Source organism: Rhodococcus sp. 105337, from assembly GCF_012844225.1.
GTDB lineage: Bacteria > Actinomycetota > Actinomycetes > Mycobacteriales > Mycobacteriaceae > Rhodococcus.
The window spans coordinates 128,819-141,027 of record NZ_JABAGQ010000009.1 but is presented as its reverse complement, the minus strand read 5'-3'; the positions used below and the strand labels follow the sequence as shown (position 1 = coordinate 141,027).

The following is a 12,209-nucleotide window of genomic DNA, read 5'->3' as shown; positions in this document are numbered from 1 at the left end:
GTGGGCGCCGGGTGGAAGCGAGGGGTCAGAGAGCCTTCAGCTCTTCGGTGACCTCGGCGACCATCTTCTTCGCGTCGCCGAACAACATCGAGGTGTTGTCCGCCGTGAACAGCGGGTTGTCGATACCCGCGTAGCCGGAACTCATCGACCGCTTGAGCACGATGACGGACTTCGACTGATCCACGTTCAGGATCGGCATTCCGTAGATCGGGCTGGACGAGTCGTGCCGCGCGGCCGGGTTGGTGACGTCGTTCGCGCCGATGACGATGGTGACATCGGTGCGGTTGAACTCACCGTTGATGTCGTCCATCTCCTTGAGCGCGTCGTAGGACACCTCGGCTTCGGCGAGCAGGACGTTCATGTGACCCGGCATCCGTCCCGCGACGGGATGGATCGCGTACTTGACCTCGACACCGCGTTCTTCGAGCAGCGATGCCATCTCCTTGACCGCGTGCTGTGCCTGCGCCACGGCGAGGCCGTAGCCGGGCACCACGATGACCTGGTTGGCGTAGGCCATCTGGATCGCCGCGTCGGACGAGGAGGTCGCCTTGACGGTGCCGCCGGTTGCACCGGCGACGCCCGCCGCTCCGCCGTCACCGCCGAACGACCCGAACACGATCGCGGGGATCGAGCGGTTCATGGCCTTGGCCATGAGGTTGGTGAGGATCGTGCCGGAGGCGCCGACGATCATGCCCGCGACGATCATCGCGGTGTTGTTCAGTGCGAGGCCCGCAGCCGCGGCGGACAGACCGGTCAGGGCGTTGAGCAGCGAGATGACGACCGGCATGTCGGCGCCGCCGATCGGCAGCACGACGAACAGACCCATCAGGCCGGCGACGACCAGCAATCCGAGAATCCAGATGCCCGCGATGGGATCGTTCGCGGGATCGGCGTTGATTCCGATGTAGACGGCAATCGCCAGCGACGCCACGGCGAGAAGAACGTTGGCGACCTGGAACAGCTTCGCGCCTCCGACGAGCTTCTTCTCGACGCTCTTGTTCAGGAGTTCTTGAAGCTTGACGTACGCGACGATCGACCCCCAGAAGGAGATCGAGCCCACGATCGCGGCGAAGAGCGAACCGATGACGATGTGAACGGTGGGCGAGCCGTCGATCCGGGTGAAGCCGTCGGTGTCGAGGAACTCCGCCCAGGCGATGAGCGCGACGGTGCCGCCGCCGACGCCGTTGAACATGGCGACCAACTGCGGCATCGCAGTCATCTTGGTACGCAACGCCGGCGGGACACCCAGCACGACACCGACGATCAGGCCGGCGGCGATGATGATCCAGTTGCCGGTGTCACGAATGTCGATGAGGGTGGCGACGATGGCGAGCAGCATGCCCACTGCGGCGATGTAGTTGCCGCGCACCGCGGTCTTCGGGCCGGTCAGGCCCATCAGACCGTAGATGAACATGCCGAAGGCGATGATGTAGAGGATTGACACGAGGTAGCTCATCGGGCGTCGGCTCCCTTGGTCGCGGCAGCCTTGCCGGAGTCCTTCTTGGGCTTGAACATTGCGAGCATGCGGTCGGTCACGACGAAGCCGCCGACCACGTTGAGCGTGCCGAACACGAGCGCCACGAACAAGATGACCTTGATGCTCCACGGCGCGTCGGCCGGGAGGTGACCGAGCACCACGAGGGCGCCGAGCACGACGATGCCGTGAATGGCGTTGGTGCCGGACATCAATGGGGTGTGCAGGGTGTTCGGGACTTTGGAAATCACTGCGAAACCGACGAACCCGGACAGAACCAGGATCGCGATGTTCGCCAACAGTTCGTTGTACATCTAGGGGGTCTCCTTCGAGCGGGTCACGCACGCCTCGGCGAGAATCTCGTCCGAGAAGTCCGGGGCCGGCGTGCCGTTCTCGTCGAGCATGAGCTCGAGCAAGGCCGCAACGTTCTTCGAGTACAGCTCTGACGCGTGCTCCGGCATCGTCGCGGGAAGATTCAGCGGCGAGCAGATGGTCACTCCGTGCTTGACGACGGTCTGCCCCGGTTCGGTGAGCTCGCAGTTGCCGCCGGTTTCGCCGGCGAGGTCGACGATGACCGAGCCCGGCCGCATTCCCTCCACGGCCGCGGCGGTCACCAGGCGCGGAGCGGGACGGCCGGGCACCAGCGCGGTGGTGATGACGACATCGAAGCCCTTGATGGCATCCTCGAGCGCCTGCTGCTGCTGGGCACGCTCGTCGTCGCTGAGTTCACGGGCGTATCCGCCCTCGCCCGCGGCGTCGATGCCGAGGTCGAGCCACTGGGAACCGACCGAGCGCACCTGATCTGCGACCTCGGGGCGGACGTCGTAGCCGGTGGTCCGGCCGCCGAGCCGTTTGGCGGTCGCGAGTGCCTGCAGGCCGGCGACGCCCACGCCGAGCACCAGCACCGTGGCGGGCTTGACGGTGCCCGCCGCGGTGGTGAGCATCGGGAAGAACCGCGTGGATTCGTTCGCGGCGACCAGGACAGCCTTGTAGCCGGCCACATTGGCCTGGGACGACAGTGCGTCCATGACCTGGGCGCGGGAGATGCGCGGGATGGCCTCGACGGCGTACGCCTCGACACCGGCAGCAGCGAGCGCACCGATCTGGTTGTCGGCGTTGCGCGGCGCGAGGAAACCGATGAGCCGGCGTCCCGAGCCGAGCCGGGCGATCTCCGCGTCGGTGGGTGGTGCGACCTTGACGACCACGTCGGACGACCAGGCGTCGCCGATCTGAGCGCCCGCTTCCTTGTAAGCGGCGTCGGGTATGAGGGCGCCGAGACCCGCACCGGCTTCGACGATCACGTCGAGGCCCTTGGCGATCAGCGACGGCACGATCTTCGGAACAAGCGCGACACGCCGCTCACCGCCGTGGGTTTCACGAACCACGCCGACGGTCGGACGGCGGTGCGCTCCGCTCCCCGTATTCGATCCTTCGGTACTCAATTTCTCTGACTCCTGCGTCGATGAAGTGCGCGGCGCCGCGATCGGCGGCGAGATGTGCGTGCGATCGGGCCATGTGACGGCCTGCACTCGTGGTGACTCTATGCAGGCCTACCGGGACGGCACGCGACCTGCAACTTGCACGAATCGTCTGAATCGAGTCCGAACAGCAAGATGATGCAAGAATGTGACACACCTCACTTCACAAGGTTGCCGCACATTCTGTGAGCGCACGACGCGGAAAGGAAACGCCATGCCACACCGCACGGTCACCGTCGAACGGGTCTACGACCACCCCGCCGACGAGGAGCCGTTCCGGGTTCTCGTGGACCGTCTCTGGCCACGGGGCCTCCGACGGGACGCCTTCCACTACGACGAATGGGCCCAGAACCTCGCTCCCTCGACAGATCTTCGCAAGTGGTATTCCCACGACACCTCTCTGTTCACGGAATTCCGCGACCGCTACCGCACGGAGTTGGCATCTCCTGCGGCCGGCGACGCCATCGCCCGTCTCGACGAGCAGGCGGACGGACGGGCACTCGTGCTGCTCACCGCCACACGCGACGTCGAGCACAGCGGCGCGCGGGTACTCGCCGATTATCTGAGAGAACACTGACGCATCAGAGGAAGCACTGACAGGAAAGAGACGCCCTGCAATGACCGGTGTACCGAGGGAGGACGACGGGGGCGAGCCGGCCTGCCTGCTGCACCTCGTCTGCCCCGACTGCGGCCTGGTCCTCGACGACCCGGAGTCGCCGTGTTCCCGCTGCGTCCGCGCTCCCACCGATCCAGGCAGTGCCGGGAATCCGTCCGGAGGCCCGGGCACTCTTCTACCCTGACTCCATGCATGTTCCTGCCGCGGTCCTCGATCTCACCCGCGGCGCGCGCCGCGTAGCGGTGCTCTCGGGCGCCGGAATGTCCGCCGAGAGCGGCGTGCCCACCTTCCGTGACGCGCAGACGGGGTTGTGGGAGAACTTCGACGCTGCTGCCCTCGCAACCCCCGAGGCCTGGAAAGCCGATCCGGACGCGGTGTGGGCGTGGTACCAGTGGCGGGTCGCGCTCGTACGCAACGTCGCTCCCAACGCCGGTCATCACGCGCTCGCCGAATGGGGACGCACCACAAAGGTCGCGATCGTGACCCAGAACGTCGACGACCTGCACGAGCGCGCCGGCAGCACCGTTCTCGCGCACCTCCACGGCAGCCTCTTCGAACCCCGGTGCAGCGAGTGCGAGCGCCCGATGGACCTGCCCGCACCGCCCGGCGAACCCCTCGAGCGCATCGCGCCCCCCACGTGTGACACGTGCGGAGGAGCCGGCCGCCCGGGGGTCGTCTGGTTCGGCGAGATGCTGCCCCGGCAACCCTGGGACGCGGCAGTCGCCGCCCTGCGCGTCGCGGATGTGCTGCTCGTCGTCGGCACCTCGGGGATCGTGTACCCGGCGGCGGAGCTGCCCGAGTTGGCCGACCGCCACGGCGTTCCGGTCGTCGAGATCAACCCCCAGGACACCGAGTTGTCGTCCCGGGTCGAGGCGGTCTGGCGGACCACGGCAGCGGTGGGGCTGCCCGGTCTGGTGGCTGCTGCGGGGACGCTAGAGTGACGCGATGGGTTCCTGTGTGTTCTGCGACATAGTGGCAGGGTCCGCACGGGCCGCGCGGGTCTACGAGGACGACGATGTGGTCGCCTTCCTCGACGCCCGCCCGGTTGCGCGGGGACACGTACTCGTCGTGCCGCGTGAGCACGTCTCCCGGCTCGAGAACCTCGAACCCGAACTCGGTGCCTCGATGTTCCGCGCCGGACATCGTCTCTCGCGCGCACTCAGCCGCTCGGATCTCACCACCGACGGCACCAACCTGGTACTCAACGACGGCCGCGCCGCGTTCCAGGCCGTTTTCCACACGCACCTGCACGTGATTCCCCGCAGGAAGGGTGACCGTATTCGCCTCGGCGTCGGCCTGGTCCGCCGGCGAGCCCAGAATCCGGACGCCACCGCGGCGGCAATTCGCGCAGGACTCGACCGTCTCGCCTCCGAGGAGAACTCATGACGTCACAACCGGGCAGCACCGCAGTCGATTTTCCCGTCGACACCATCCGGCCGCTCCTGCTCGAAGAATTCGCGGTGATCGACTCGCTGCTGGCCGCCCTGGACAGCGACGGGTGGTTCACGCCGACGAATCTTCCGGGCTGGACGGTCAAGGACATCGTCGCTCACCTGATCGGCACCGAGTCGATGCTGGCCGGGATCAAGGCGCCGCACGTGAACATCGACGTGCATGCGCTCGCCCACGTGCGCAACGAGATCGGTGCTTTCAACGAACACTGGGTCGAGTCGCTGCGTGGAACGCCCGGTTCGGAGGTGCTCGCGCAGTATCGGCAGATCGTCGCGCACCGCACCGAGCAACTGTCGGCGATGACGCAGGAGGATTTCGAGGCGCCCGCGGACACGCCGGTGGGCCGGGCGACCTACGGGCGCTTCATGCGCATCCGCATCTTCGATTGCTGGCTCCACGAACTCGACATCCGGGATGCGATCGGTGCGCCCGGCGACGAAGGCGGCCCGCGGGGCGAACTGGGTTCTGCCGAGATCTTCGGTGCGGTGCCGTTCGTGTTCGGCAAACTCGGTAAGGCACCCGACGGCGCGCGCATCACCCTCGAGCTGAGCGGACCGCTCGCTCGCACCATCCACGTGGAGGTGGACGGGCGCGCCACGGCCGTACCCGAATTGTCCGGCCCCCCGACGACGACGATCGCGATGGACTCGAGTCTGTTCGTGCGACTGGCGGGGGGACGGGTGCGCGCAGTCGACCGACTCGACGAGATCACGCTCGGTGGCGATACCGCCGTCGGGCGCCGCCTCGTCGAGAACCTCGCCTTCACCATCTGATTCCCGTGCGACTGTTCCTCTCGTCGTACCGGCTCGGGTCCGACCCGTCGAAGTTCCTGCGCGTGGTCGGTCCCCCGGGCCGCATCGCTGTGATCGCCAACGCGGCCGACGCGTGGCCGCCGGCCGCTCGCCGCTCCGCGGTCACGAGCGAGAGGGAACCGCTTCGCTCGCGGGGATTCGTCCCCGAGGAGATCGATCTGCGCGACCACCTCGGCGACCCCGACTCGCTGCGTGCCCGGCTGCGCGGGTTCGCAGCGGTGTGGGTGCGCGGTGGGAACACGTTCGTGCTGCGCGCGCAGTTGGCGCGTAGCGGCGCAGACGCAGTGCTCACCGATCTCGTCGGCAGCAACGAACTGGCGTACGCCGGGTACAGCGCCGGTGCCTGCGTGGTGACTCCGTCGCTGCGGGGAATCGAGTTCTCCGACGATCCGGAGGAGGTGCGCACCGCGTGCGGAACGGAGGTCGTCTGGGATGGTCTGGGATGGATCGATCATGCCGTCGTTCCGCACGCCGGCGCGTCCGCACTGGGCGACGAGGGCATCGAGAAAAGCCTGCGGTACATGCGCGACAACGCAATTCCCTTCGTCGCACTGACGGACGACGACGCGCTCGTCGTGGAGACCGACCCGCGGTGACTCCGGCGGTACGGTGAGAACATGACACAGCACACCGAGTCCGGCAGCACCGACACCCGTGTCGAGCATCTGCCCGAACAGTCCCGCTTCGCGCTCTACCTGGGCGACTCCCTCGCCGCCTACGCCGACTACTCGCAGCGCGGCGACCTGCGCGACTTCGACCACACCGTCACCGACCCGAACTTCCGGGGCCGGGGGCTCGCCGCAGAAATCGTGCGGTTCGCCCTCGACGAGACCCGCAAGGAAGGTCTGAAGATCGGGACGTCGTGCTCGTACGTCGAGAAGTTCGTCGCGGAGCACCCCGAATATCGCAACTGACCGGCCGGGCGCCGCACCCGGACGGCCCGGCGTCAGTTGAAGCCCATCACCTGACTGCCCCATGCCTGCCGCAACGCACCGTCCGGGTCGGCGACGACGGAGTCCTGCGCGTCGAGCAGCAGCGTCAGCCTGTGCTCCGGCTCGTAGGGCGGCCAGTGCGCGGATCCGTCCAGCGCCGCCGGCACACCGTGGTGTGCGAACGCCAGCCACCGCCGCCGGATACGTTCCGCCACCTCCGACGCCGCTTTCCTGCCGCCCAGCCAGAACGTGGGGTCCCGCCCGAGCGTTCCGAAATTACCGAACACATACGGCAATTCGGTGGCATGGCCCGCGCCGATCCGCGCGGCGCGCAGGATCGGGGTGGCGTGATCGAAGCGATACACCCATGTCGGAGAGTGCACGCTGTGCGCCTCGGCAACCCAGACCACCGGCATCCGGAAACCCGCGTCGCCCGAGAGTGCGAGCGCGCCACTGGTTTTCGTGAGGTCCGGGTATGCGGCGATGATATCGGCGAGGCGGTCCGGTTCGAGGTCGGGCCGGTCGTCGGCGAGCGCCTTGAACATTGCCTGGATCGCGGTGTCGTTCACCGGCATCAGAGGCGACTTCATGAATCTGAAGATGGACGGTTCGTCCTTGTTGGAGCCGATGATGAGCGGAATGCGGTGCGACAGACCCTTCTGGAACGCGGCGACCGGATACTTCGGCACCAGATCGCGGTCTACGACGGGCGTCATCGCCAGGGTGCCGGGCACCTTCGTCGGCACTTCGCCGACGAGGATTTCCGATGCCTCGACGAGCGTATCGGTGGGCATGGTGAGCAACTCCCCGACGCGGGATCGCGGTAGTTCGAGAATCTCGAGGAAACGCTCGGCAGCCATGGCGGCGCGTTCGCGCCCGTAGACGGAGGTAGCGGGAGGCGATTGCGCAATGGCCTTGTGGAAGAGGCCTTCCGCTCGAGGGACGGTCATCAGGGTGGTGACGGAACCGCCTCCGGAGGACTCCCCGAACAAGGTGACGTCGTCCGGATCTCCGCCGAATCCTGCGATACAGTCTCGCACCCATTCGAGCGCTGCGATCTGGTCGCGCAGTCCGACGTTGCTTTCGAAGGTGGTCTCCTCAGTGGAAAAGGACGACAGGTCGAGAAACCCGAGAGGCCCGAGCCGGTAGTTGAGAGTCACCACCACCACGTCGCCGGTCTCGCACAGCAGGCGCCCGTCGTAGATCTTCTGCCCCGAATATCCCAGCACGTACGCGCCGCCGTGGATCCACACCATCACGGGCCGTGCTCGGCCGTCGGGTTCGGGCGCCCATATGTTGAGGGACAAGCAGTCCTCCCCCATCGTCATCCCCGGCTCGATGCGGATGGGGCTCTGGCGGCTCTGCGGAGCGATGGGCCCGTATCTGTCACAGTCGAGCACGCCGTCCCACGGTGTGGGTGGCTCGCACGAGCGGAAACGCCGGGCGCCCCCGGTGGACGCTGCGTACGGGATGCCCTTCCACGAGAACACCGGGCCGTCGCGGTATCCGCGTACCTGCCCGTACTTGCAGTCGACGGTGAGCGTTGCAGTGTCCACGTGACCTCCCGATGACCCGACCATTCGCCAACGTACCAATCACGGCTACGCGGGCAGACCGACTCCGGTGAGACCGGGTGGGACGGGAGGTCAGGAAGCGGACGCCTGGGGGCAGGACTCGTGGTCGACGAGCCTGCAGACGAGTTCGTCGAGAGCGCGACGGAGTTCTCCGGTGTGCGTCTCGGACAGTTCGGGTAGGACGGTGGCCAGCGCGATCGGGACCAGTGATGCCGGGCCGAGCAGAACGCCCATCGCGGCATTCAGTGCCTCGACCTCACGGTGCAGTTCGCGGTAGGTGACTGCCACCGAACCCCGGGTCAGCGCGACCCCCTCCGGCTCGCAGCGGACGGCGCCGGCGAGCATTCGGGGAAGTTCCGACATTGCGGGCCAACTGGTTTCGAACTTCTGCACATCCCCGCCTTCGTCGAACGGTCGTTCTCGGTCCCACTAACATACAGAGAGTTTGGTCCGAATCGAGCAGAATGGGACTGCAGGGGCAGGGGGCTTCGTGCCGCCGGCAACTGGTGCTATGGTCGCGGAGACCGACACGGGGTGCTCCGCATTTGCGGGGCTGAGATCACACCCGTCGAACCTGATCAGGTAATTCTGACGAAGGGATGTTTCGGCATGACCGTGCCTGCACACAGTTCCCCGGCCCCGGGCCGTTTCACCGACTTTCTCCACGACCACACGCGTCCCCTCCGGGCCGCGATCGACGACCTGGAGTTCCTGCGTCGCCTGGGTGACGGAACCCTGCCACTCGACGCGTTCCGCACCTACATCGAGCAGGACGCGTTGTACCTCGCGGGTTACTCGAAGGCCCTCGCGCTGCTCTCCGCGAAGTCGCCGGACGCCGGCACCGGGGCGTTCTGGGCGACGAGTGCCGCCACCGCGGCCACCGAGGAATCCGTTCTCCACAACACCCTGCTCTCCGGTGGCGTGCTGCCCCCGTCATCAGGGCCGATCACACACTCCCCGGCGTGCCTGGGCTACGTGTCGTATCTGACGGCGACTGTCGCCACCGCGCCGTATCCGGTGGGGGCCGCCGCCGTGCTGCCCTGCTTCTGGATCTATGCCGAAGTAGCCCGCGACCTCGCAGTTCACGCGGCAGATGTCCTCTCCGCGAATCCCGCACACCCGTACGCACAGTGGGTGGCCGCATACGACGACGAGGCGTTCCGGGCATCGGCCACGACGGCCCGCGAACTCGTCGACGCGGCGGGCGCAGCCGCCACGGACCGCGACCGCGAGGCAATGGCCGAGGCGTTCACGATCGCCACCCGGTACGAACTCATGTTCTGGGCCGACGCCCTCGACACTCGTCCCTGGCCCGGTTCGTGAGGCTCGGCCACCGCCTCGGAGTCTTGCTCGTCGCTCTGGGCGCGCTGGCCACCGTGCCCGCGTGCGCGAACGATCCCGCCTCGGACGGCACCATCCGGTTCGCCCTCGACTGGACTCCGAACACCAACCACACCGGGCTCTACGTGGCCATTCGGGAAGGACTGTTCGAGCAGGCCGGACTCGACGTCGAAATCCTGCCGTACAGCAACACCACGCCGGATCTGCTGATCGACGCCGGGGCCGCCGAGTTCGGAATCTCGACACACTCGCAGGCGACGTTCTCCCGCGCCGCGGGGTCGGACACCGTCACCGTCTTGGCCCCGCTACAACACCGCGCGACCGCGATCGGCGTGCGGGCGGACCGGGCCGACCTGCAGTCCCCCCGGGACCTCGACGGTCTCACCTATGCCGGGTTCGGCGATCCCGGGGACAACGAAACGTTGAGTCAGGTGATCCGCAACGACGGTGGCACAGGGGAATTCACCTCGGTCGTGCTGGGCACCTCCGCGTACGAGGCGGTGTATTCCGGTACCGCCGACTTCACCGTGTCGTATGTCGCCTGGGAAGGCCTCGAGGCGCAACACCGCGGCCTGCCCATGCGGTACTTCGCGCACAGCGACTACGGGTTCCCCGACGCCTACTCGATCGTGGTCGACGGCAACGAGACCTGGATGTCGGAGCATCCCGACAGCGCCCGGGCGTTCATCCAGGCCCTGCAGCAGGGGTACCGGATAGCCGCGGACGATCCGCAGCGCGGAGCGCAACACCTCATCGACGCCGATCCCGGCTTGTTCACCGACGAATCGCTCGTTTTCGAGAGTCAGCAGATGTTGTCGGCGGATTACATGCGCGACGACAGCGGGCAGGTCGGCACACTCGATCTCGAGCGTTGGTCGGGATACTCCCGGTTCCTGTTCGAGGCGGGCCTGCTCGCCGGAGCGGACGGCGCCACACTGACCGAGGAGCCCGACTGGTCGGCCTACTTCACCGATGCCTACCTTGCTCCCTGAAAAGACTTGGCGGAGGGGCACAGCCGGACGTCTGCACGCCCTGCTGCCCGCCGCGACCGTGGCCGTGCTGATGGTCGCGGGGTGGGAATGGTACGTACGGACGACCGGCATCCGGCCACAGGTCCTGCCCCCTCCCAGCCGGGTTCTCACGCAGGGATGGGCGCATCGCGCCGATCTCGCCGGCCACGCCGCGGCGACCTTGCAGGTCACCCTCGCCGGGTTCGCCGTGTCGTTGGTGATCTCGTGGATACTCGCGGTCGCGGTGGACTTCTCCGGCTGGCTGCGGCGCGCGTTCGTACCCTTGTTCGTGGTGTCGCAGACGCTCCCGATCATCGCGATCGCACCGTTGATGATCATCTGGTTCGGATTCGGTCTGCTGCCCAAGATCCTGGTCATTGCCCTGGCCACGTTCTTCCCGATGACGATCGGTTTGATCGAGGGTTTCGCGGCAGCCGACCGGGAAGCCGGCGCGCTGATGCGAAGCATGGGCGCCAGTCGCCGGCAGGAGTTCAGGTACGTGCGACTCCCCTCGGCACTGCCCCGTTTCTTCACGTCGTTGCGTATCGGAATCACCTACGCGGTGGTCGGAGCAGTCTTCGCCGAATATGTCGGTGCCACTTCCGGACTCGGTATCTATATGGCGACACAGAAGAACTCCTTCCGCACCGACCTGGTGCTCGCGGCGGTCGCCGTCACCGCGGCCGTCTCTCTGCTCCTGTATCTGCTCACCTACGCCGCGGAGCGACTCGTCGCGCCGTGGGCATCGACGCCGGAGACCCGGCCGTGAGCGCGGTGTCCGTGACCGGCCTACGCCGGTCGTTCGGCGGTAACACCGTCCTCGACGGTATCGACTTCGACGTGGCGGCCGGAGAGTTCGTCTCCGTCATCGGACCCAGCGGGTCGGGCAAATCCACGCTGTTCGGTGTGATCGCCGGACTCGACACGCCCGACGCCGGCGCCGTCTCCATCGGCGGAACTCCCGCAGCACCCGGCCGGGTGGCGCTGATGCCACAGAAGGATCTGCTGTTTCCCTGGCGCAGCGTCCTCGACAACTGCACCCTCGGACTCGAGGTCCAGGGCACCCCGCGACGCCGGGCCCGGGAGCGGGCCCGCTCGTTGTTTCCCGCATTCGGACTTTCCGGATTCGAACACGCGCGGCCGGGTCAACTCTCGGGCGGGATGCGGCAACGAGCGGCACTCGCCCGCACCGTCCTTCAGGGGCGCGATGTACTGCTGCTCGACGAACCGTTCGGCGCCCTCGACTCGCTCACCCGCACCGACATGCAGTTGTGGCTACAGGGCGTCCGGGACCGCGACCGGTGGACGGTGCTGATGATCACCCACGACGTCCGGGAGGCGATCCTGCTCTCCGACCGCGTCCTCGTTCTCTCGGCCCGGCCGGCCACCATCCGTCACCAGGTCCGGGTCCCGCTCCCGCGGCCTCGGTCGCTACGGACCCTCACCGACCCTGCGTTCGTCGACGTCGAACGCGAACTGGTGTCGATGCTGCACGAAGGCCGGTGACGCACGGCCGGAAC

General features: G+C 67.3%; 15 protein-coding genes and 1 riboswitch. Of the genes, 10 read left to right on the top strand and 5 right to left on the bottom strand.

The features are described 5' to 3' along the window. Positions 1-25: 25 nt before the first annotated feature. Genes HF886_RS15250 through HF886_RS15240 form a run of 3 tightly spaced genes read right to left on the bottom strand, consistent with a single transcriptional unit; the run spans position 26 to position 2,916 of the window. The gene (locus HF886_RS15250; RefSeq protein ID WP_169652766.1) at positions 26-1,456 is read right to left on the bottom strand and encodes an NAD(P)(+) transhydrogenase (Re/Si-specific) subunit beta; all 1,431 of its coding nucleotides are present in this window, start codon (positions 1,454-1,456) and stop codon (positions 26-28) included. Beyond that, complete coding sequence (locus HF886_RS15245; protein WP_169622460.1) at positions 1,453-1,788, bottom strand: NAD(P) transhydrogenase subunit alpha; 336 nt, start codon at positions 1,786-1,788, stop codon at positions 1,453-1,455. Before HF886_RS15245 ends, HF886_RS15250 begins: the two co-directional genes overlap by 4 nt. Beyond that, positions 1,789-2,916 (bottom strand): Re/Si-specific NAD(P)(+) transhydrogenase subunit alpha, encoded by a 1,128-nt coding sequence (locus HF886_RS15240; protein ID WP_169622459.1) that lies wholly within the window; start codon positions 2,914-2,916, stop codon positions 1,789-1,791. A gap of 250 nt (positions 2,917-3,166) precedes the next feature. Between HF886_RS15240 and HF886_RS15235 the strand changes: the two genes are divergently transcribed. From HF886_RS15235 to HF886_RS15210, 6 genes are all read left to right on the top strand, one after another. Further along, positions 3,167-3,529 (top strand): DUF488 family protein, encoded by a 363-nt coding sequence (locus HF886_RS15235; RefSeq protein WP_169622458.1) that lies wholly within the window; start codon positions 3,167-3,169, stop codon positions 3,527-3,529. Positions 3,530-3,756: 227 nt separating this feature from the next. Beyond that, positions 3,757-4,509 (top strand): NAD-dependent deacylase, encoded by a 753-nt coding sequence (locus tag HF886_RS15230; RefSeq protein ID WP_169622457.1) that lies wholly within the window; start codon positions 3,757-3,759, stop codon positions 4,507-4,509. Between the two features lie 4 nt (positions 4,510-4,513). Then, positions 4,514-4,954, top strand: coding sequence for an HIT family protein (locus HF886_RS15225; RefSeq protein WP_169622456.1), 441 nt, complete (start codon positions 4,514-4,516; stop codon positions 4,952-4,954). Beyond that, on the top strand, positions 4,951-5,793 hold the full coding sequence (locus tag HF886_RS15220; RefSeq protein ID WP_169652765.1) for a maleylpyruvate isomerase family mycothiol-dependent enzyme: 843 nt from the start codon (positions 4,951-4,953) through the stop codon (positions 5,791-5,793). Before HF886_RS15225 ends, HF886_RS15220 begins: the two co-directional genes overlap by 4 nt. Before the next feature lie 5 nt (positions 5,794-5,798). Further along, complete coding sequence (locus HF886_RS15215) at positions 5,799-6,428, top strand: Type 1 glutamine amidotransferase-like domain-containing protein (RefSeq protein WP_169652764.1); 630 nt, start codon at positions 5,799-5,801, stop codon at positions 6,426-6,428. Between the two features lie 21 nt (positions 6,429-6,449). Next, positions 6,450-6,746: a GNAT family N-acetyltransferase gene (locus HF886_RS15210; RefSeq protein WP_169622453.1), complete on the top strand. Its 297-nt coding sequence runs from the start codon at positions 6,450-6,452 to the stop codon at positions 6,744-6,746. A 32-nt stretch (positions 6,747-6,778) separates the two neighbouring features. Here the strand turns inward: HF886_RS15210 and HF886_RS15205 are convergent, their stop codons facing one another. Together HF886_RS15205 and HF886_RS15200 are read right to left on the bottom strand one after the other, a co-directional pair. Next, positions 6,779-8,344: a carboxylesterase/lipase family protein gene (locus HF886_RS15205; protein WP_169622452.1), complete on the bottom strand. Its 1,566-nt coding sequence runs from the start codon at positions 8,342-8,344 to the stop codon at positions 6,779-6,781. A 66-nt stretch (positions 8,345-8,410) separates the two neighbouring features. Continuing rightward, complete coding sequence (locus tag HF886_RS15200) at positions 8,411-8,731, bottom strand: non-ribosomal peptide synthetase (protein ID WP_296551519.1); 321 nt, start codon at positions 8,729-8,731, stop codon at positions 8,411-8,413. A gap of 127 nt (positions 8,732-8,858) precedes the next feature. Then, a riboswitch (TPP riboswitch) is annotated at positions 8,859-8,955 on the top strand. On the opposite strand from HF886_RS15200, the gene HF886_RS15195 reads away from it, so the two are divergent. The 4 genes from HF886_RS15195 to HF886_RS15180 all read left to right on the top strand — a co-directional run bounded on the left by HF886_RS15195 (position 8,948) and on the right by HF886_RS15180 (position 12,195). After that, entirely contained in the window at positions 8,948-9,661 is a 714-nt protein-coding gene (locus HF886_RS15195; protein WP_169622451.1) for a TenA family protein, read from the top strand. Its footprint overlaps the riboswitch before it by 8 nt. Before the next feature lie 35 nt (positions 9,662-9,696). Further along, the gene (locus HF886_RS15190; RefSeq protein WP_240955165.1) at positions 9,697-10,671 is read left to right on the top strand and encodes an ABC transporter substrate-binding protein; all 975 of its coding nucleotides are present in this window, start codon (positions 9,697-9,699) and stop codon (positions 10,669-10,671) included. Further along, complete coding sequence (locus HF886_RS15185) at positions 10,652-11,458, top strand: ABC transporter permease (protein WP_169622449.1); 807 nt, start codon at positions 10,652-10,654, stop codon at positions 11,456-11,458. The genes HF886_RS15190 and HF886_RS15185 overlap by 20 nt, the downstream gene beginning before the upstream one ends. Continuing rightward, positions 11,455-12,195, top strand: a complete 741-nt coding sequence (locus tag HF886_RS15180) for an ABC transporter ATP-binding protein (RefSeq protein WP_169622448.1) — start codon at positions 11,455-11,457, stop codon at positions 12,193-12,195. The genes HF886_RS15185 and HF886_RS15180 overlap by 4 nt, the downstream gene beginning before the upstream one ends. The last annotated feature ends 14 nt before the right edge of the window (positions 12,196-12,209 follow it).